The following is an 18961-nucleotide window of genomic DNA, read 5'->3' on the forward strand; positions in this document are numbered from 1 at the left end:
AGACTGCAGGAAGAAGCAACTCCTGGACTAACCGAGAAGATTAACCGAGGAACGCCGGTTCGGGCATGTCCTGTTCTTCGCCGAAAGTGAGCGGCGACACGGACGCGTCCGCGTCATCCGCCGTCGACTGCCGATCCTCGAAGAACCGCTCGACCACTCCCAGAACGGCCTCGCTGGTCTTCGACATGTAGATCGCCTTGCGCAGCGCAGCGCCGCCCGGCACGCCATGCGTGAACCAGGTGGCAAATTGTTTCATCTTGCCTTGGACTTCGGGATACTCCGCCGCCACCAGCATCTCGAAATACGTGCGAATCATCCGATAGCGATCCATCTCGGTCGGCTGGTCGTAGCGACCGGTTGCGGTGTACTGCGCAATCTGGCGGAAGATCCACGGATTGGCCGGCGCGGCGCGTCCGATCATCACCGCATCGCAATGAGTCTCTGCCACCAGCGCGCAGGCGTCTTCCGGCGTGCGGATGTCGCCATTGCCGATGACCGGAATGGCGACCGCATCTTTTACTGCCCCGATCCACTCCCAGCGCGCCTGGCCTGAGTAGCCCTGCTCACGCGTGCGGGCATGCAGCGCGACGGCGTTGAGTCCCGATTCCTGAGCCAGCTTCGCGAGTTCGACACAGATGATGTGCTGATCGCTCCATCCCAGGCGAAACTTCACCGTGAACGGAATCGAAACCGCAGCACGCACCTCGGCAAAAATTTTGGCAATCAGCGGAAGATCGCGCAGCAGGCCGCTGCCTCCATTGCAGGAGACCACGCGCTTCGCCGGGCAGCCAAGGTTCAGATCTACCATGTCGAAGCCGGTGTCCTGGACAATCTTTGCCGCATCCGCCAGTGTGGCCGGATTCGACCCGAAGAGCTGCGCCGAGATCGGATGCTCGTCGTCGTAATAGGTGAGATACCGCTTCCGCTTCGATTCGCGCATGCGGGCGAGGCCGTCGGCCGAGGTGAACTCGGTCATAATGAGGCCGCAGCCCGACTGCTGATTGGAAGTCTCGGAGTCTACCGAGGCGGGAGTTTCGGCGTCACCGCTGAAGATGCTGGCATTCTTGATAAACCGCCGGAAGATGGTATCCGTGACTCCGGCCATGGGCGCTAGCACCGTCGCCGGAGCCACCTGCACTCCGCCGATCGAGACAGACGCCGGCACACGCGCGCCCGTAGGCATCGCATGCTCGACCGGGTTGTCCCAATGCTTCTTCATAAACTGTCTCTTCACACCACCAAACGAAAGCCGTCAGGCCCGAACTTCCCAGTCAGCAGTATGCTCGGCGACATATTGATCAGCTAACTCAACAATTTCCTTTGAAGAACGGAATCGTTCGGGTTTCACGAGCACATTGACAGTCGGTTCATTCTCTATCGCATTGAGCGAAAGAATTCCAATGCGCCCAACGCCATCCATGGCAAGAGCGCGCTGGGCTGTACTTGCCGGCGGTGAATATAAGGCATCGACAGTATCGGAGTCGTAAACCGCCACATAGCGGAACTGGCAAGGAAGCGATCGCAGCTCTTCTATAGACCCACCCACGAGCTCATCCAGGCCCCGAGGAGGCGGCGTTCCTTTAATCCCAAACGACTGATTGACTCGCTCGACAAAGAGCACGGCATGAACGTCGCCAACACCCGCACGATCAATTGCTAGCACGGGAATGGGGATACCCCTCCATTGCGCATCGAAATATATCTTAGGAACAAGGAGTTTCTGAATGAAGTAGTCGAGCAGGGCATTCTTGGCTCTTCCGAATTGCTGAATGTTATTAGTCGGCCCCATCGCGCCACCCCTCGATCTTCAGATCCGCCCCTGTAATCTCCGCCCACGCAGCAAAACGTTCGGCCCGGTCGGTGAGTGCTTTAAATTTTTCCTGAGCGACCCTTTTGGACCCGTATGCAATCGCGTTTTTGTCGCCTATCAGATCGCTCAGCCTCTTGAGACCATCCAGTTTCGGATACCGCTTATCTCTCAGGAGCTGCTCGAGCCTCGACACCGCTTCTCGGTGGTCGTCGGCTGACACATTATCATCTCCAAGACCGGTCCTCAGAGCGTCGCAATAAGAAACTGCCCCGTGGACCGCCAGCAACGCTGAAGAATAGCCGTAAGCGATGCAATCATCTCGAAGCAGCTTCATGCCCTCAAGAAAGTCTTTTGCGCGTTTTAGGTACAACTGAACCTGCACGTCCGACATGGCCGCATTCTCGCACAAGATGCCACGAACGAAAGCCCCCGCCACAGCGGAGGCTTCGTCGATTCGACTGGCAGCTTGGTCTTACTTGGCTGCGGGCTCCGCCTTGGCGTACTTGCGGCGGAAGCGCTCGACACGGCCTGCGGTATCCACCAGCTTCTGCTTACCCGTAAAGAACGGGTGGCAGCTGGAACAAATTTCAACGTGGATGTCGCCCTTATGGGTCGAGCGAGTCGCGAAGTTCGAGCCACAAGCGCACATGACGCGAATTTCGTTATAGTTCGGATGAATTCCTGCTTTAGGCATGATTCTGTTTGGACCTTTCCAACAATCCTTTTATTTTAGGCTGTTTCGACTTCGGCTGCAAGATTGGATGTGCGGTCGCTTATGAAGATTCAAACTGTCCCCAGCTGCAAATAAGGATCGCATTCGTGACAAACCCCTTGGAACTCGCGATTTCCGATATTCTGCGGTACTCTCCGGGAGTACAAAGGGCGACCAATCGTGAAAACTCTCCTGCTGACTCTCGGTCTTCTTCCCTCTCTGGCCATCGCGCAAACCGCAGCGCCGGCCATTTCTCCGACTACCGCCCAGACCGCCGCGCAATCCGATACCAGTTACATCGACGCCGATGGCGCCGCGCACATTACACGGGTCATTCCGGTGCCGAAGACCCTCAGCCCGGAGGCACAAAAGCTGCTATCGCGGCAGACTTCCGATGCGCCCCGGCCGCAACCCCTGGCCGAACGCCGCAGCGGAACTGATGCCTGGCAGGCTCGCGCCGGAGCTGCATCCAAGGCGGTCTATCCAGTCAGCATAGAGAAGAGCGCCGTCGCCGGCGTTCCGGTATTGCTGGTCACGCCACCGGTTATCGGTCCCGGCAAGAGCGACCGCGTGCTCATCTGCGTGCATGGCGGAGGGTTCAACTCTGACTCCGGTTCGCTGACCGAGAGCATTCCCATCGCCAGCCTCACGCAAACCAAAGTGGTTTCCGTTCTCTACCGCCTGGCGCCCGAGCATCCCTTTCCCGCGGCAGTAGACGACGCCGTTGCCGTCTATAAAGAGCTGCTCAAGACCCACAAGCCGAAAAATATCGCGCTCTATGGAACCTCAGCCGGCGCCATTCTCACCGCCGAGACGACGGCCCGACTCAAACAGATAGGTCTGCCGCTGCCCGGCGCGCTGGGTGTCTTTTCCGGCATGGGCGATTTCAGTCAGGTCGGCGACTCGATCGCGATGTATGCGCTCAATGGCCTCGCCGGCCATCTCGATCCGCCTCAGCCAGGAACGAACGACAAGGAGTATGTCGGCTCGACCGATCCCCGCGACCCCGTTTTGTCGCCCCTCTACGCCGACGTGCATGGCTTTCCGCCCACGCTATTCATCACCAGCGGACGCGACATTCTGCTCAGCGGAACCAGCATCCTGCAACGGCATTTTTATGAGTCGGGAGTCGACGCGCAGCTCATCGTCTTCGACGGCCTTTCGCACGCCTTCTGGAACGACGTTAGCCTGCCGGAATCGAAGGAGGCTTACAAGATCATGGCCGATTTTTTCGACAAGCATCTCGGCAGATAAGCCCAGCCAGAGTTACAAGTCTTCGGGACTCAGACCCGTATGTTTGGCGATTCGCGAGAGCATTTTGGGACCGAGCTCTTCATTGACGTTCCGCAAGCGCACGCAGCGCGATTGCGGAACTGCAGCCAATGCGATTTCCCTGGTTTCACCATAGGCCATCGCTCCTGGGAGGTTGGTGATTTCCGCAATCCAGCGTCCATCCTCTTCGCGGTCGAACGCGACTTCAAATCGCATGACAGCTCCGTGTTTGCATTTTATATGTTCTGCACACACACTTCTGATTTTCCACGACCGCCCTACCGCGGATCGCTGCGATACTGGTAGAAGCCTTCATGCCTCAGCCCTGCCCCAAATGCGATGGAATGGGAATGCGCGTCCAGCGCCGGCCTAACGGCCGCTTCGCCGCCGAGCCCTGCGAATGCCGTTTTGAGCAGCGACGGGCGACGCTAGTCGAGCGCGCCCACATCCCACGCCGCTACCAGCACTGCTCCTTCGACAGCTACGAGGCCAGTTTTCCCGGGGCCGACCGTTCGCTCGCCGCCGCGCACCTTATGACGCGCCGCTTTGTCGATGGCTATCCCGCAACCACCGAAGGCCATGGGCTCCTGCTAACCGGCTCCATTGGCGTGGGCAAAACCCATCTCGCCGTCGGAATCCTGCAGTCCCTCATCGTGGAAAAAGGCGTTCACGGACTCTTCTGCGACTATCGTGAGCTGCTCAAGGAGATCCAGCATTCCTACAACCCGCAGGTGCTGACGACAGAGCTCGACATCCTGCGTCCAGTCTTCGACGCCGAGGTTCTGGTGCTCGATGAGCTCGGCGCATCGAAGCCCACGGAGTGGGTGTGGGATACGGTAGCGCATATTCTGAACACGCGCTACAACGACAAGCGCACCACCATCATCACCACCAACTACGCCGACGCTCCTCCCGGCGGCGTGGCCACCAGCCCACAACGAGCCATGCGCGATGAAACCCTCGGCGACCGCATCGGCGAGCGCATGCGCTCTCGTTTAGCAGAGATGTGCGTAGTGGTAGAAATGCACGGAGCCGACTTCCGCCAGAAGGTCGGCAGAGCCCGCTTCGCGTAGTCAGCAAAGCAGTCTCCTACCCGCGTCACGCTCTTATCGGAACTCTCCAGCCAGCATTTTCTTTCGCTCACTCGGTGCGAAGTGCTCAATGGCATATCGCAACGCGGTCCGCGGCAGCCGGCGATAGTGCGTCTGCAGAAAGCCTATCAACCGTCCGCGATCCTGCCGTCCCACCTCACGCAGCACCCAGCCAACCGCTTTGTGGATGAGATCATGATCATCATCGAGCAGCATTTCAGCGATGCTGAGCGCATCTTCTAGCTCGCCGTTCCGCACCAGCCTCATGGTTGCGATGATCGCGATTCGCCGCTCCCACAGAGATTGTGACCGGGCGAGTTTGCGCAGAATCCTGCGCGGGCGCGTTCTCAAATGCTCGCCAAGGATGTAGGGAGCGGAGCCATCCACGAGATCCCAGTTGTTGATGCCGGCCGTATTCTGCAGATAGAAATCGACGATCTCCGCCCGCTGCTCGTCGCTGCCGCGTTTGTACTGCGACACAAGAATTTCAAGCGCTGCGGATCGGCATTCGTGAATCTTCGAGCTCAGCAATTTTGCGATGTCAGCCAGCGGAAGTTCGCGAAAACGGAGAGTTATCTTACGCAGCATCGGCGTCGAGATACCGAGGAAGATGTCTCCTTCGCCGTATTCACCCTTGCCCGTTTTGAAGTAGGCCGCGCTGGTTAAGGCCCGGCGCGGATCACCCGCAGTCTTAAGATCTTTCTCGAGATTCGCGCGGGTAACTTTCTCAGGCATGAGCTTCTCCCTACTCCAGAATTACTTCCGCTTCGATGCGGCCCGTTGCCGTGAGCACCACTGCGGCTGCGATGATGAGTCCGCCGCCGACCCAGGCGCCAGGTCCGAGGCGGTCGCCTAACAGCTCCACGCCGAGAATCGACCCCAGCGCCGGCTCGATATTGAGAAAGACGCCTGCTCGCGACGCCGGTACGTGGTGAATGCCCCAGTTCCAAAGAAAAGTTGTCGCAGCGGTGCAAAACAAGCCGCTCGCCACCAGCGCAAACCACACGCGCCCGCTGACGCCGTGCACCGGAGGCCATCCATCGATCGGTACGACGCAAAGCACCAGCATGATCAGTCCGCTGAGGATTCCATACGCGGTGACCACCATGGCCGAGTGCCCATGCATCAGGTGACGGTTCAGCAAAATCCATCCCAGCGAAATCACCACCGAGAGCACCACTAACATATCCCCCACCAGCGACGGCCCATTTGCTGCCAAACCATGACCGCCGCTCAGAGTAATCAGCACAACACCACAGGTGGATCCGAAAAGAGCCATCCATCCTTTCCAATCCAGCCGCTCGTGCGTGAAGATGGTTGCTCCGATCGCCAAGATCACCGGAGCAGTGCCCACCATCAATGCCGCGTGACTGACAGTAGTCAGCGAAAGACCATAGAACTGGATCAGAAACTGAACTGGGATGCCTAGAAACGAAGCCAATAACAGCAGTCCCCATTCCTTGCGGTTCAATCCGGGACGACGCGGTCGAACCAATAGAGCAGGCAACAAACCCAGCATCGCGAAGAAGAAACGGTAGACGACCATATGGCCCACGCTCATCTGGGTGAGCGCGATCTTGCCGAAATAAAAACCAGTGCCCCAAAGCGTGCCCGCCAGCGCGCAGGCTCCGTAACCAAGCGCAGTGGTGGAACGGGAGGATCGAGTTTGTATTTGCGTATTCATGAGCCGGGATTGAATGAAAGAACTGACTTCAGAATAAAGGCAGTCGTATGCCTGCGCGGCGCGAGCCAAAGAAAGCGCTCGCGCCAAACGAATCTCGACCAATGTTCAAGGCTTTGGGCCGAAGGCGCGTGTGCCCGGACGGCCAGTCCCGGCCGGTCCTACCAGACTTCGCAGCGGTTGGCTGGCGCCATCGGCTGTCCGGTCTTGCACCCGAATGCCTTCTGGAATTGCGGCACGTTGACCACCACGCCGTTTACGCGAAACTCTTCCGGCGAGTGAGGATCGGTCTGCACCCGCAGGCGCAGATCGGCGGGCCGGTTGTTCTGGCACCATCCCTGCCCGTACGAGACGAAGAATTGCTGCTCCGGGGTGAGGTTGCCATACTCGGCGCTGCCCTTTTGCGTGAGGCTCACTCCAGCCTTCTGTGCGCGATCGAGATACGCCAGGAAGGCGAGCTTCAGGCCCCCCAGGTCAGCCAGGTTTTCACCCAACGTGAGCTGTCCGTTCACATGGAGATTGTCGACGGCGACAAACCCGTCGAACTCCTTCACCACGCAACTCGACCGTTCACTGAATTGCTTGCTGTCCGCCGGGGTCCACCAGTCGACAAAGTTCCCGTGCGCATCGAACTGCCGTCCCTCATCGTCGAAGCCATGCGTCAGCTCGTGGCCAATCACGCCGCCCACATCGCCGTAGTTGACGGCGTCGTTCTGCGTCGGATCAAAGTAAGGCGGCTGCAGAATGCCGGCTGGGAAGTTGATGTCGTTCATCTGCGGGTTGTAGTAAGCATTGACGGTTGGCGGGCTCATGCCCCACTCCCCGTGGTCCACCGGCTTGCCGATCTTCGCAATGTCGCGCCTGGCTTCGAAGGCTGCCGCGCGCTGGGCGTTGCCAAGTGCGTCGCCGGCCTTGACCTCGAGTGTCGTATAGTCGCGCCACTTATCCGGGTAGCCGATCTTGTTGGCAACTCCGTGCAGCTTTTCTTTCGCCTTCACTTTGGTCTGCGGGCTCATCCATACCAGCTGATCGATATCCCGATTCATCGCATCTTCAATGTCCTTGGTCAGCTCCAGCGTACGGGCTTTGTCTTCCGGACTAAAGCGCTGCGCCACATATGCCTGACCTAGCGCCTCACCCAGCGCACCATCCACCGAGCGCACACACCGTTTCCAGCGGGGCTGTTGTTGTGGCTGGCCGGAGAGGATCTTTCCATAGAAAGCAAAACTCTCCTCATCGAGGTCGCGGGGCAGAGCCGTCGCAGGCGTGCGGCGAAGCATGCTCCAGCGCAGATAGGTCTTCAGATCGGCGAGGCCGGTTGATCCCAGCAGCTGATTCAACGCGGCAAAATATCCCGGAGTAGCCACATTCAGCGACTGGATCGGCGGCGTATTGGCAGCGCGGAGAAAACGGTCGAAGGCGAAGTTCGGCACGCCGGCGTCGAACTTTGCCAATTCCAGCTTGTGATAGAGCCGGGCCGGATCGCGCCGTTCGACATTGTTAAGCGAGGCCGCGGCCAGTGCCGTTTCGAGGCGAAGCACAGTGGCCGCATCCTTCTCGGCTTGCGCATGCGATTCGCCGATCAGCTCGAACGTACGCTCCACATGTTTTTGGTACTGCTCGCGCAGCTGGACCGATTGTGCATCCGTGCGCGAGTAATAGCCTTTCTCCGGCAGCCCTAGCTCAGCCTGGTCTAACACCCCAATCTGCTGGCTGGCATCTTTAAAATCCTGGTCGCTTGAAAAGCTGAAGAAAGATCCGACACCTTCCAGTTGCAGTGCGGCGGCTAGCTCCGGCAGTCCGTCTTTCGACGAAAGAGCATCCACTCGGCCGAGCAAAGGCTTCAACGGCACGAGCCCTGCCTTGTCAATCGCGTCGGCATCCATGCAGGTCGCGTAGTAGTCTCCGATCTTCTGCTCCTCCGCCGAACGGCCGGTGTTACCCGCCGCCGCTTTCTCGAGAATCGATTTCAACACCAGGAAGTTCTGATCCAAAAGCTCCGTGTCCCGCCCGTACGAGGAGCGATCCTCTGGGATAGGATTCTTTTTCAGCCAGTTGCCGCAAGAATATTGGTAGAAGTTAACGCAGGGATCGACACTGCTATCGATCAGCGCCGGATCGAGTGCCTTCGCTGGAGTCGCCGGCGTATCCTTGGTATTCGTCTGGGCATAACAGACGGCCAATGCAGGAAAGATCATCATAAAGAACACGAAGTGAAATCGAGAGAGCAGACGAATCATTTCAAACCTCTAGAGTGCGATAGACAAGCTGGAAGCTAGCAACGTGAACAGCGCAAGTCAAGCATCGTCTGCAATTTCCGCCCGCTCGCGAAAACCCCTGTCACCCTCGCTTCGGAAGGATTTGCACGGAGGTCGCCGGATGAGGAAAATGCTCATGATGGCTTTCGGCTTCATGTCCGCACGTTTTCCCGCAACGATCGTCGCATGCTCGATGCTCGCTTACGCTTCTCTCACGTCCGCGGCCGCAGGCAACTCCAAATCCAAGCATCAGGCAGAGTCGGGACCACCTCCCGTCGCCCGCATTGAAGTCGGGCCTCTCGGGTATACCGCGCCCAGCAGGTTCTATCTGGTGGGGCGCTTTGCTTCGGCGTCCCTTGATTTCATCGACAGGGAGCACCTCCTCTTCACCTTCCGGGAAAGCGGCCTGATGCAGCGCGTTCCCGAAGCTTCCAGAGACGACGACGATCAGGCCATCTGCGCACTCGTGCTGGATATTGCCAGCGGCAAAGTTGTCCAGAAGGCAAAGTGGCGTATGCACGATCGTCAGAGGTATCTCTGGGCCATCGGCAGGGGCGAGTTCCTGGTGCGCCAGCGAAATTCTCTCTATCTCACCGACAGGCGGCTGGAGCTCCATCCGTATATGCAGTTCGATACTCGGCTTCAGAGTATCGCCGTCGCCCCAGACCACCAACTGATCACCCTGGAGTCCGAGAAGCACGATCCCTCCGTCGAGGATTCCGATACCGACCAGAACTCACAAGTCCCGCTCTCGTCGAAAGACGTCAAGCGGCCCTCGACCCAGATCCTCATCGTGCGCATTCCCGACCAGGCTCCGATCGCGAGGAGCGAAACACGCCACGTCGTCGAACTGCCGCTGGTTCAGAATGGCTTTCTGGAGCTGCTCGAAGGCGATCATCCCGATAAGTGGGTAGTCCGGAACCGACCGTTCACCGGCAGCGGGAACAATGTCGTCGAAGTTACTTCCGCCTGCAATCCGGAGATCACTACGCTCAGCAACACGGTGGGGCTGGCCATCGGCTGCACAGGCGGATCAAGCGACCACATGGTGACGGCCTTCTCTACTACGGGAACCGTTTTGTGGCGGGACCGCTGGCAGCCGCGCTACATCTGGCCAACCTTCGAATTCGCTGAAAACGGCACCCGCTTCGCCTATGGCTCACTTGAGCTAAATCACACCATCGGCACCATGGATCCCTTCGGGGAGGATGATGTCGTGGCGCAGATGGTCGGCGTCTTCGATACGGAGACAGGAAAACTAGAGATGGTGAAGACAGCCTCCCCGATCTTGAGCGCCGGCCACAATTATGCTCTCTCCGAAGACGGCGAGCGGTTCGCCATCCTTCGCGAAGGGGCAATCGAAGTTTACGACCTGCCCCCCGCGCCGACCGGCCCGGTCATAGCGAAATCCTCGCCGAAGTAAGCGGTTTGCCCCATGGGTACTCGACGCGCAAGGATTGTCGACGGCCCACCCCGTTGCACACGAGGTACTACGCCGGAAGCTTTTCTACTTCCGGATACTGGTGCTGCTCACGCCCGACCTTGCCGTCGTACATGGTCGTGGTTTTGAAGCGCTCCAGCCGGCCGTCGGCAGAGAGAGCCCGGCACCTGTCCTCCAGCGCTTTGCGTTCCCCCGCGGACATCGGAGTGAAGCTCGAAGCGATGGCCAGATTCTGATCGAGGATCAACTCTGAATCCATGCCGCTGATCGTGGTGGCCACGGGCAGGCTCATCGCATAGCGAAGTCCCTCTTCTGGAGTTACGCCCCCGTGCGTCACCAGCTCGCCGGAACCTCCGAGGCTCTTCATGCCCAGCACGGCCATGCCGCGGCGATTGGCGTCCGGCAGCACATGCTGCTGAAAACTGCGAAAGCGCGCGTCAAAACAGTTGAGCGGCATTTGGATGGTGTCGAACGGAAAATCGTGGGAGAGCATCTTGAGGTGAATCGCCGGATCCTTGTGCCCGGTAAAACCGACCCAGCGAACTTTCCCATCCTTCTTCGCCTGCTCCAATGCCTCAATGGCTCCATCCGGACGAAAGATCAGATCGGGATCGTTGTAATAAACGACCTCGTGAATCTGCCACACGTCCAGGTGATCAGTCTTCAATCGACGGAGCGACTGCTCCAGCTGTTCCATGGCAACTTTCTTATCGCGGCCATGCGTGCAGACCTTGGTCATCAGGATGACCTTGTCGCGCTTGCCCTGAAGCGCGATGCCCAATCGCTCTTCCGCTTCGCCCTCGTGGTATTCCCATGCGTTGTCGAAGAAATTCACGCCAGCATCGACGGCCTTCCCGACCATGGCATTCACCGTCTGCTGGTCTTTGGCCGAGCCGAGATGAAATCCTCCAACTCCGAGGATAGACACCTGCTGTCCAGTCTTCCCAAAGGGGCGGCGCGGCACCTGTCCGCTCGAAGTTTGATTCGCCATGGTGGTCTCCTGCGGATTTTCCGATGTAGCGGCGGCGTTGGCATCGCGGGCTGCCAGGGATCCAGCTCCGGCCAATGCGGCTGATTTTAAAAATGTGCGGCGGGAGAGGGCGTCGTTTGATTTCTCGGGGTTCGTCATAGCTAGTCTTCAGCCCGCCTGCACTGCGGGATAAGGCTTTCCGGTATTGTCGGTTTCTTTCAGCATCTGCTTGACTTCGATGGATTGGTCGTCAAGGGGGAAGCCGTGCGCCAGCCGCGCTTCGGGATTATCGTATTTCAGCGACATCTTATAGAGCTCGAAGCGTCCGTCTCCCGCAACGGTGCGGCAGCGATCGCGCAAGGCCTGCATCTGCTGTTCATTGAGCGGTTGAAATCCCTGGGCGATGGCCAGATTCTGCTCGACGATCTCCATCTTTTCCATGCCGGTGATGGTCGTCGTCACGGGAAGGCTCATGGCATAGCTCAATGCCTCTTGCGCGCTCAACATTCCCTTTTTCACCGATTCACCGTGGCCCACGATGGGCTTCATCCCTAGAGCTGCGATGCCACGCTTGTTGAGTTCCGGAAGCACCTGCTGCTCAAAGCTGAGGAAGTTGGCGTCGAAGGGATTGAGCGGCATCTGCACCGCATCCCATTCGAATCCGCAGTTCAGCATTTTGAGGTGAATCTCCGGACGCTTATGGCCGGTGAATCCGACAAAGCGAACCTTGCCTTGCTCCTTCGCCTTGCGCAGCGCCTCGGCTGCGCCATTGGGACGAATAAAGAGATCGGGATCGTTCTCGAATGCCACGCCGTGTACCTGCCACAGATCGAGATGATCGGTTTGCAGGCGGTTCAGCGACTCTTCCAGCATCTGAGTGGCAATCATGGCCTCGCGCCCGTGGGTGCAGACCTTGGTCATCAGAAAGACCCTGTCTCGCTTCCCCTTGAGAGCCATCCCCATCCAGTTTTCTGATTTGCCCCGGTTGTACTCCCAGCAGTTATCGAAAAATGTGACGCCGCCCTCGATTGCACGATGCGCAATGCGAATAGCGGTGTTGAGATCCTCGGCCTGGCCCAGATGGTGGCCGCCGAGACCCAGAGCGGAGATTTTCACGTCGGTGTGCCGGCCAAACGGCCGCAGGGGGATGGAAGAACTCAAGGCGCACAGCTCCTTTGCATCGAGCATGATCCCATCGAACAGATCGCCCAATAGGCAATAAGTTCTTCGATGCGATAAATCGCGACGGAGGTTACAAGTGCTACTTCAGTGGATGAATGTAACGGAGGAGAGTGGATCTATAGAGACGGCGCTGCCTGGATCTATAGAGATTGCCGCGAGTGATTATGGGTAGAAGAACGATGCGCTTGAGAATAGGAAATGGTTCGAACTCAGCGGGCCCGCACAGAGCCGTAAACGAGAATGGTCCAGAAGTGATATCAAACGTCCCGTTGACCCCCTCTTTGCGGCCACCTACAATAAATAAGGAGAAGTTTATCCATTCGGCGCCGGACGCTTAAGCTGAAGTGGAGAGGCTGAGGGGCCTATGTCTTCCGATCTGCGAATCAGCCCGCGCGAGCGGCTGGTGCTGGTTACGATCATCGAAAACTATATCGACACCGGGGAGCCTGTGGGCTCGCAGGCTATCGCACGCCAGCTTGGCAACAAGGACGGCATGAGCGCGGCGACCATCCGCAACGTGATGGCCTCGCTCGATGAATCGGGCCTGCTCGATCAACCCCACACCTCGGCGGGACGCGTTCCCACTCCCCAGGCCTTCCGTTTCTATGTCGAGCAGCTCGCCGCCCAGACCCGTTTGAATGGAATGCCGCAGGAGCGCATAGAGCAGATTCACGACAGCTTCGCGGGCGTGAGCTCGGGACAGCAGTTTCTGGAACGGACCTCGCACGTGCTCGCGCTCCTCTCGAGCGGCGTCGGTGTCGCGATCACTTCGACCCCGGAAACTCAGACTCTTGAGCACATTCATTTCGCCCGTCTGGGCGCGGGCCGCGTTCTTGCCGTGGTAGTCACCATGGAGGGAGCCGTGCAGGACCGGGTGATAGTGCTCGACCGCGACCTGTCGCTGCCCGACCTGGAGACCGCCTCCCGCTTTCTGAATGAGAATTTTCATGGCTGGTCGATCGAACGGATTCAGGGAGAGCTCGCCCGCCGCATCGAGGCCGAGCGCAGCGAATATAACCGCCTGATGCAATCGCTCGAAGAGCTCTATCGCAAGGGAGCGCTGGAAAGCCAGGCCGCATCGGCGACCACCATCTTCGTCGAAGGAGTGGCGAATCTACTCTCGACCGAGATCGATCGCGGGCGCCTGCGCACCATGCTTCACGCGCTGGAAGCGAAAGAGAGGCTGATCGAGCTTCTGAATGCTTACGTGGACGCACGGCAGCAGAATGTTCGCGTCGTGGTTGGACTCGAAGAAGCCATCCCCGGTCTGCATAACCTGGTCCTGATCGGAGCACCTACGCGCATCGGCGCTGAAAGCCTGGGCACAGTGGCAGTTATCGGCACCACCCGAATTCAGTATGAACAAACCATCAACGCCGTGTCCTACATCGCACAGCTTTCGGACCGGATTTTCCAGACTCCGCAGTAGCCAACCGCGAAGTAAGATGCGTATGCCACCCCTGTCGCATCTAAAGTAGGCCGATGAACCTCCGGGATAGACTGAAAAGAGCAGCAAATAATTACCAGCAGAAGGACGTTGCCGGAATTCCAATGAATAATGAAGCAGTTGAAACGAAACAAACGAACGATTCTGCCACCGACGTCACAGAAGTAGGGGTAGTCGATCCCCTCGCGCCGGCCGATGCCGTATCTCAGGAAGAGTTCGAGCGCCTTAAAGCTGAGCGCGATTCCCTGATCGACAGGCTGGCCCGCCTGCAAGCGGAATTCGACAACGCGCGCAAGCGCGAGACCCGCGAGCGCAATGAATTTCGCGACTACGCCGTCTCCGGCGCCATCGAGCAGTTTCTTCCCGTGCTGGATAACTTCCAGCTGGCGCTCAAATCCACCGCCTCGACTGAACAGCTCCGCACCGGCGTCGAGTTGATCGTCAAGCAGATGGAAGAGGCGCTTCGCTCGCTCAACGTACAGACCGTGGAGACGGTAGGATCTACGTTCGATCCCCGCTTTCATGAAGCTCTCGAAATGGTCGAAAAAGATGATGTACCCGACCACCAGGTCATCGAAGAAGTGCGCCGCGGCTACCGCATCAAGGATCGCCTCCTGCGTCCTTCTCTGGTTCGCGTGGCCAGCAATTCGCAACAGAAGGAAGCATGAGTCAATCAGCCAACACGATGAAAGCAGATTATTACGAAGTACTGGGTGTGGCCCGAACCTCCTCCGATCAGGAATTGAAGACTGCCTATCGCAAGCTTGCGATGCAGTATCATCCGGACCGCAATCCCGGCGATCAAAGCGCCGAAGAGCGATTCAAGCAGTGCAGCGAAGCCTACCAGGTGCTCGCCGATCCGGAGAAGCGTGCGGTCTATGATCGCTATGGTCATGCCGGCGTAGCCTCGGCCGCGCAGGGTGCAACCGGAAACCCCTTCGGCGATCTTCAGGACCTCGGCGATATCTTCGGCGATCTGTTTGGCTTCAACGTCAGCGGCGGTGGCGGCGGCCGCAGGGCCTCGCGCATGCAGAAGGGCCGCGATGTGCGCTTCGATCAGACCATCGAATTCGAAGAGGCGGTCTTCGGTAAAGAGGTTCAGGTCAAAGTACGCCGCATGGAGGCCTGCACCGACTGCCGCGGCACCGGAACAGCGACCGGGCGCGGTCCCGTCACCTGCCAACAGTGCCAGGGACGCGGCCAGGTTCGCTACCAGCAGGGCTTCTTTTCGATTGCCCGCACTTGCAGCGCCTGCGGAGGAACGGGCAACGTCATCACCGATCCCTGCCATGTCTGCCGTGGCGATGGCCGGGTCGAACGGCAGCACACGGTCAGCGTCAATATTCCGGCCGGCGTCGAGGACGGCACTCGCATCCGCTACCAGGGTGAAGGCGATGCAGGTCGCTTCGGAGGACCCTCCGGCGATCTTTATATTGTGCTCGCCGTCAAGCCGCATCAGTTTTTCGAGCGCGAAGGCAACGACCTGCATTGCGTGATGCCTATTTCCTTCACGCAGGCAGCGCTGGGAGCCGAGATCGATATTCAAACGCTCGAAGGCGAGACTGCGCTGAAGATTCCCGAAGGCACGCAGAGCGGCAAGCAATTTCGCGTTCGCGGCAAGGGTGTGCCTTACCTGAATGAACATGGCCGGGGAGACCTGATCGTGCAAGTGGCGGTTCAAACGCCAAAGAAGCTCACCCGCATCCAAAAGGAACTGTTGCGGCAGCTCGGCGAAACCGTAACCGTGGAGAACACACCAACCTCTCGAAGCCTCTTCGAGAAGGTGAAAGAGATCTTCTCTTAAACCGGACGACAAAGTATCAAAAGCAAAAGAGCGGCGGCCTGGAAGGCTCGCCGCTCTTTTTGCTTGAAGCATTTCTGAACCCCGTCCCCTAAACCCTGTCCCCTGTTTTATTCCAGCATCGCAGCAACCACCGCCATTGCCGTAATCGCCGCCGTCTCGGCGCGCAGGATGCGCGGTCCCAGGCTAACCGCCTTCCATCCTTCCTCATCGAAGAGGGCTTCTTCCTCCGCAGCCCATCCTCCCTCCGGTCCTACTGCCATTCGGATGCGAGGCATTTCGTCGCCGGCCTCTTTCATTGCTGTGCTCAAAGCCTGGCGCAGAGTGGTCGAGCGTTCCTGCTCGGCTAGGAGAAGACGCAGCCCCTCGCTTTCCCGGCGAGCCGCCGTCTTCAGCAGCGTGGGATCTTCGATCATTGGCACATCGGAGCGGCGCGATTGCTGCGCCGATTCGCGTGCAATCCGGCGCCAGCGCTCGACCCGATTCTGCGCAGATGCAGCAAGATGCTTTTCACTCCGGCGCGCAACGATGGGAACGATACGCTCGACTCCGAGCTCGGTGGCTTTCTCCAAAGCCCACTCCATGCGATCAAACTTGAAGATGGAAAGCAGCAAGGTAACCGGTAGTGCTGGGTCAGCCTCTACCTCCGCGATCAGGTTGAAGCGAACTTCGTCGCCGCTGATGCCGGCAATCACGCCACGCCACACGCGATCCCCGGCTACGATGTCGAACTCCATGCCGGTCTGCGCTCGCAATACGCGGATCAGGTGCGCAGCCTGTTCTCCGCTCAACGAAGCTGTAGCTTCATCCCATCTATCGGCAATCCAGCGGCGTCTTGTCATACCCATATTGTCCTTTATTCATCGCGGTGTTTGCCGAAGGGAGCGTGCAGAAACACGAAGGGGAACGCTTTGCAGCGTTCCCCCTTTGTGTTGCCTTTTTTTATTGCCTACTTACTTCTTCTTCGCTGCCTTCTTTGCTGCCTTCTTCGCCGGTTTCTTGGCTGCCTTTTTCGTTGCCATGGTTTCTATTCTCCCTTTTCGATGTGACATCGAGTCTGCAGCACTAATGCTGCAGTTAACGAATGTATAGAAGTCTGAAAAAAGAGTGTCAAGAAAAAAATCACATTTCGTCGCAATCTATTTTTTTAGTGGAATCGTTCAGGTCAACCATGCAGCGTTTTTTCTTCTCAAAGAACGCGAAGATGCTTCACGATTGCCAACGCAATTCCGGTTAACGAGTCATGCCACGCGTGCGCCATCATGCCCGCACGCAAGCTTCTTCTTTTTACAGCAAGTATGCTGAAAGCCGCGCCGTACGCGGTGATGACGATCATTCCGCCGATGCCCTCATAGCCGTGAGAGATGCCGAAGAGGATCGAGGACGCGACAATACCGCACCACAGCTTGCTAGCAGTGCTGCGTCCTAACGACGAAAACTGCTGCAGGAAGTAACCGCGAAAGACAAACTCTTCCACGATTCCGGCGGTGAGGCACAACGCGAGCCAGGTAACCATCTCTACCCCACTCTGCGGAGCAAGTTCGATTACCGCCTTCTGCAGAACTAGAAGATGCATGAGCCGCAACACAGCGGCGAGCGCGGCAAGCAGGATCATTGCCATCAGCCAGAAGATCATAGCCACGCCGAAGTCGCGCGCCCACATTCTCCATCCTTGGCGCCGCTGCCCCAGCAGCCGCCGCACGGGAACGTGACCCATGCGTATTCCCCACCAGGCGAGAGCAGCCAGCAGCCACTCCCACGCAATCCCGAAGAGATAGCGGCGAGTGTGCCCGCCCGAAAATCCTTTGGCCTTCGACTCGATACTGGTCAGCACCGAGACGGTAATAAGAAATGCGACGAGAAACACGGTGTGCCACCACGGTGCAATCGGATGAATGCGTGCCGGCCACTCGGCAGCATATGCTGCCGCTCCGGTCGTATCAACCACTGGGGATAGTCCTTCGCTTGTGTACTCTGATATCTTCATTCGTTCCCACTCCGAGTTTAGACCGTGGAAAGCCGATGAAGGCTGCATAGAATCAGCAAATCGGATGGAGCATCGAATAGAGGTGAGGCAGTCATGAATCAGCAGTTGTTGGAAGACATCGTTATCGTTTCGGCCGTCCGCACACCAGTGGGCAAATTTCAAGGTGCGTTCTCCGATCTGAAGGCTACGCAGTTGGGAGCGATCGCGGTGCGCGAAGCGGTGAAGCGCGCTCATCTGGCCCCATCGGAAGCGAATCAACTTGTTGACGAGTGCATTATGGGCAACGTGTTGCCGGCCGGTCTCGGGCAGAACCCGGCGCGTCAGGCGGCTCTGAACGGCGGCCTTCCGGTCGAGGTCAGCGCACTCACCATCAACAAGGTCTGCGGATCGGGTCTGAAGGCTGTTGCTCTCGCCGCCCAGTCCATCCAAACCGGCAACGCTGAGATCGTCGTCGCCGGCGGCATGGAGTCCATGACCAATGCGCCCTATCTTCTGCCGCAGGGGCGCAGCGGCTTCCGCATGGGCAACGCGGTCGCCGTCGACTCCATGGTCCACGATGGGCTTTGGGATATCTATAACGACTACCACATGGGCATTACCGGGGAGAACGTTGCCGAGAAGTACGGAATCACCCGCGAAGAGCAGGACGAGTACGCTCTGAACTCCCATCGCAAAGCCGCCGCGGCTTGGAAAGAGGGCCGCTTCGCATCGCAGGTAGTTTCCGTCGAGATAGCAGCGAAGAAGAAGGGCCAGCCGCCAACCCTGGTTGAGCGTGACGAGTCGATTCGCGAAGATGCCAGCATCGAAGCGTTGCGAGCGCTCAAGCCCGCATTCAAAAAAGACGGCACCGTCACTGCGGGCAACGCACCCGGAGTCAACGATGCCGCGGCGGCGCTCGTCGTCATGTCGGCAAAGAAGGCGGCGGAGCTGCAGCTTGAGCCGATGGTCCACATCCGCGCGCAGGCCACCAGCGGCGTCGACCCTAAATGGGTCATGCTGGCTCCCGTCACCGGAGTTCAGAAACTGTTAGCGCGAGCCGGTTGGACTGCGGACAGCGTCGACCTCTTCGAATTGAACGAGGCCTTCGCCGTGCAAGCCCTCGGCGTCACGCGCGAACTTGGTCTTCCCCTGGCGAAAGTAAACGTCAACGGCGGTGCCATCGCTATCGGCCATCCCATCGGCGCAAGTGGAGCGCGGGTGCTGGTTACGCTTATCCATGAAATGATCCGTCGCGACGTTCATCGTGGAGTTGCCGCGCTCTGCCTTGGTGGAGGAAACTCCGTCGCCCTAGCTATCGAGCGATAAGGAC

Annotated in this window: 19 protein-coding genes; 7 read left to right on the forward strand and 12 right to left on the reverse strand. The window is 58.6% G+C overall.

Going from position 1 to position 18961, the window contains the following annotated elements; all coding sequences use genetic code 11:
* Nucleotides 1-40 precede the first annotated feature (40 nt).
* The 4 genes from dusB to rpmE form a co-directional block, all read right to left on the reverse strand.
* The gene (gene dusB, locus XX99_RS12885) at nt 41-1219 is read right to left on the reverse strand and encodes a tRNA dihydrouridine synthase DusB (RefSeq protein WP_050059787.1); all 1179 of its coding nucleotides are present in this window, start codon (nt 1217-1219) and stop codon (nt 41-43) included.
* Between the two features lie 33 nt (nt 1220-1252).
* A complete protein-coding gene (locus XX99_RS12890) occupies nt 1253-1789 on the reverse strand; it encodes a hypothetical protein (RefSeq protein ID WP_050059788.1) in 537 nt (178 codons plus the stop codon).
* Entirely contained in the window at nt 1776-2201 is a 426-nt protein-coding gene (locus XX99_RS12895) for a hypothetical protein (protein WP_050059789.1), read from the reverse strand. The genes XX99_RS12890 and XX99_RS12895 overlap by 14 nt, the downstream gene beginning before the upstream one ends.
* 81 nt (nt 2202-2282) lie before the next feature.
* A complete protein-coding gene (rpmE, locus tag XX99_RS12900) occupies nt 2283-2504 on the reverse strand; it encodes a 50S ribosomal protein L31 (protein WP_050059790.1) in 222 nt (73 codons plus the stop codon).
* A 198-nt stretch (nt 2505-2702) separates the two neighbouring features.
* On the opposite strand from rpmE, the gene XX99_RS12905 reads away from it, so the two are divergent.
* Nucleotides 2703-3776: an alpha/beta hydrolase fold domain-containing protein gene (locus XX99_RS12905; RefSeq protein WP_050059791.1), complete on the forward strand. Its 1074-nt coding sequence runs from the start codon at nt 2703-2705 to the stop codon at nt 3774-3776.
* Nucleotides 3777-3788: 12 nt separating this feature from the next.
* Here XX99_RS12905 and XX99_RS12910 read toward each other — a convergent pair whose 3' ends face one another.
* Nucleotides 3789-4010: a type II toxin-antitoxin system HicB family antitoxin gene (locus XX99_RS12910; protein WP_050059792.1), complete on the reverse strand. Its 222-nt coding sequence runs from the start codon at nt 4008-4010 to the stop codon at nt 3789-3791.
* 134 nt (nt 4011-4144) lie between these two features.
* On the opposite strand from XX99_RS12910, the gene XX99_RS12915 reads away from it, so the two are divergent.
* On the forward strand, nt 4145-4867 hold the full coding sequence (locus XX99_RS12915; RefSeq protein WP_231581326.1) for an ATP-binding protein: 723 nt from the start codon (nt 4145-4147) through the stop codon (nt 4865-4867).
* 33 nt (nt 4868-4900) lie between these two features.
* Here XX99_RS12915 and XX99_RS12920 read toward each other — a convergent pair whose 3' ends face one another.
* The 3 genes from XX99_RS12920 to XX99_RS12930 all read right to left on the reverse strand — a co-directional run bounded on the left by XX99_RS12920 (nt 4901) and on the right by XX99_RS12930 (nt 8806).
* Nucleotides 4901-5620 (reverse strand): DNA alkylation repair protein, encoded by a 720-nt coding sequence (locus XX99_RS12920; RefSeq protein ID WP_050059794.1) that lies wholly within the window; start codon nt 5618-5620, stop codon nt 4901-4903.
* Nucleotides 5621-5630: 10 nt separating this feature from the next.
* Nucleotides 5631-6569: a DMT family transporter gene (locus tag XX99_RS12925; protein ID WP_050060120.1), complete on the reverse strand. Its 939-nt coding sequence runs from the start codon at nt 6567-6569 to the stop codon at nt 5631-5633.
* Nucleotides 6570-6727: 158 nt separating this feature from the next.
* Nucleotides 6728-8806, reverse strand: a complete 2079-nt coding sequence (locus XX99_RS12930) for a M13 family metallopeptidase (RefSeq protein WP_050059795.1) — start codon at nt 8804-8806, stop codon at nt 6728-6730.
* A 154-nt stretch (nt 8807-8960) separates the two neighbouring features.
* On the opposite strand from XX99_RS12930, the gene XX99_RS12935 reads away from it, so the two are divergent.
* Nucleotides 8961-10247, forward strand: a complete 1287-nt coding sequence (locus XX99_RS12935; protein ID WP_050059796.1) for a hypothetical protein — start codon at nt 8961-8963, stop codon at nt 10245-10247.
* Nucleotides 10248-10314: 67 nt separating this feature from the next.
* Here the strand turns inward: XX99_RS12935 and XX99_RS12940 are convergent, their stop codons facing one another.
* Entirely contained in the window at nt 10315-11394 is a 1080-nt protein-coding gene (locus XX99_RS12940) for an aldo/keto reductase (protein ID WP_050059797.1), read from the reverse strand.
* Between the two features lie 9 nt (nt 11395-11403).
* Entirely contained in the window at nt 11404-12396 is a 993-nt protein-coding gene (locus tag XX99_RS12945; protein ID WP_231581328.1) for an aldo/keto reductase, read from the reverse strand.
* 385 nt (nt 12397-12781) lie between these two features.
* On the opposite strand from XX99_RS12945, the gene hrcA reads away from it, so the two are divergent.
* From hrcA to dnaJ, 3 genes are all read left to right on the forward strand, one after another.
* On the forward strand, nt 12782-13846 hold the full coding sequence (hrcA, locus tag XX99_RS12950; RefSeq protein WP_050059798.1) for a heat-inducible transcriptional repressor HrcA: 1065 nt from the start codon (nt 12782-12784) through the stop codon (nt 13844-13846).
* A 122-nt stretch (nt 13847-13968) separates the two neighbouring features.
* Complete coding sequence (locus XX99_RS12955) at nt 13969-14532, forward strand: nucleotide exchange factor GrpE (RefSeq protein ID WP_050059799.1); 564 nt, start codon at nt 13969-13971, stop codon at nt 14530-14532.
* Complete coding sequence (dnaJ, locus tag XX99_RS12960) at nt 14529-15668, forward strand: molecular chaperone DnaJ (RefSeq protein ID WP_050059800.1); 1140 nt, start codon at nt 14529-14531, stop codon at nt 15666-15668. The genes XX99_RS12955 and dnaJ overlap by 4 nt, the downstream gene beginning before the upstream one ends.
* A 107-nt stretch (nt 15669-15775) precedes the next feature.
* Here the strand turns inward: dnaJ and XX99_RS12965 are convergent, their stop codons facing one another.
* Entirely contained in the window at nt 15776-16507 is a 732-nt protein-coding gene (locus XX99_RS12965; protein ID WP_050059801.1) for a 16S rRNA (uracil(1498)-N(3))-methyltransferase, read from the reverse strand.
* Between the two features lie 347 nt (nt 16508-16854).
* A complete protein-coding gene (locus tag XX99_RS12970) occupies nt 16855-17652 on the reverse strand; it encodes a CPBP family intramembrane glutamic endopeptidase (RefSeq protein WP_184084866.1) in 798 nt (265 codons plus the stop codon).
* A 93-nt stretch (nt 17653-17745) separates the two neighbouring features.
* Between XX99_RS12970 and XX99_RS12975 the strand changes: the two genes are divergently transcribed.
* Nucleotides 17746-18957, forward strand: a complete 1212-nt coding sequence (locus tag XX99_RS12975; RefSeq protein ID WP_269430969.1) for an acetyl-CoA C-acetyltransferase — start codon at nt 17746-17748, stop codon at nt 18955-18957.
* The last annotated feature ends 4 nt before the right edge of the window (nt 18958-18961 follow it).

Origin of the sequence: Silvibacterium bohemicum (genome assembly GCF_001006305.1) — a bacterium.
GTDB classification, from domain to species: Bacteria; Acidobacteriota; Terriglobia; order Terriglobales; family Acidobacteriaceae; genus Silvibacterium; species Silvibacterium bohemicum.

What these genes read in the sequence shown, in the direction of transcription:
- dusB (WP_050059787.1), bottom strand. Translation starts at nt 1,219, where the DNA reads ATGAAGAAGCATTGGGACAACCCGGTCGAGCATGCGATGCCTACGGGC.
- XX99_RS12890 (WP_050059788.1), bottom strand. Translation starts at nt 1,789, where the DNA reads ATGGGGCCGACTAATAACATTCAGCAATTCGGAAGAGCCAAGAATGCC.
- XX99_RS12895 (WP_050059789.1), bottom strand. Translation starts at nt 2,201, where the DNA reads ATGTCGGACGTGCAGGTTCAGTTGTACCTAAAACGCGCAAAAGACTTT.
- rpmE (WP_050059790.1), bottom strand. Translation starts at nt 2,504, where the DNA reads ATGCCTAAAGCAGGAATTCATCCGAACTATAACGAAATTCGCGTCATG.
- XX99_RS12910 (WP_050059792.1), bottom strand. Translation starts at nt 4,010, where the DNA reads ATGCGATTTGAAGTCGCGTTCGACCGCGAAGAGGATGGACGCTGGATT.
- XX99_RS12915 (WP_231581326.1), top strand. Translation starts at nt 4,145, where the DNA reads ATGCGCGTCCAGCGCCGGCCTAACGGCCGCTTCGCCGCCGAGCCCTGC.
- XX99_RS12920 (WP_050059794.1), bottom strand. Translation starts at nt 5,620, where the DNA reads ATGCCTGAGAAAGTTACCCGCGCGAATCTCGAGAAAGATCTTAAGACT.
- XX99_RS12925 (WP_050060120.1), bottom strand. Translation starts at nt 6,569, where the DNA reads ATGAATACGCAAATACAAACTCGATCCTCCCGTTCCACCACTGCGCTT.
- XX99_RS12930 (WP_050059795.1), bottom strand. Translation starts at nt 8,806, where the DNA reads ATGATTCGTCTGCTCTCTCGATTTCACTTCGTGTTCTTTATGATGATC.
- XX99_RS12935 (WP_050059796.1), top strand. Translation starts at nt 8,961, where the DNA reads ATGATGGCTTTCGGCTTCATGTCCGCACGTTTTCCCGCAACGATCGTC.
- XX99_RS12940 (WP_050059797.1), bottom strand. Translation starts at nt 11,394, where the DNA reads ATGACGAACCCCGAGAAATCAAACGACGCCCTCTCCCGCCGCACATTT.
- hrcA (WP_050059798.1), top strand. Translation starts at nt 12,782, where the DNA reads ATGTCTTCCGATCTGCGAATCAGCCCGCGCGAGCGGCTGGTGCTGGTT.
- XX99_RS12955 (WP_050059799.1), top strand. Translation starts at nt 13,969, where the DNA reads ATGAATAATGAAGCAGTTGAAACGAAACAAACGAACGATTCTGCCACC.
- dnaJ (WP_050059800.1), top strand. Translation starts at nt 14,529, where the DNA reads ATGAGTCAATCAGCCAACACGATGAAAGCAGATTATTACGAAGTACTG.
- XX99_RS12965 (WP_050059801.1), bottom strand. Translation starts at nt 16,507, where the DNA reads ATGACAAGACGCCGCTGGATTGCCGATAGATGGGATGAAGCTACAGCT.
- XX99_RS12970 (WP_184084866.1), bottom strand. Translation starts at nt 17,652, where the DNA reads ATGAAGATATCAGAGTACACAAGCGAAGGACTATCCCCAGTGGTTGAT.
- XX99_RS12975 (WP_269430969.1), top strand. Translation starts at nt 17,746, where the DNA reads ATGAATCAGCAGTTGTTGGAAGACATCGTTATCGTTTCGGCCGTCCGC.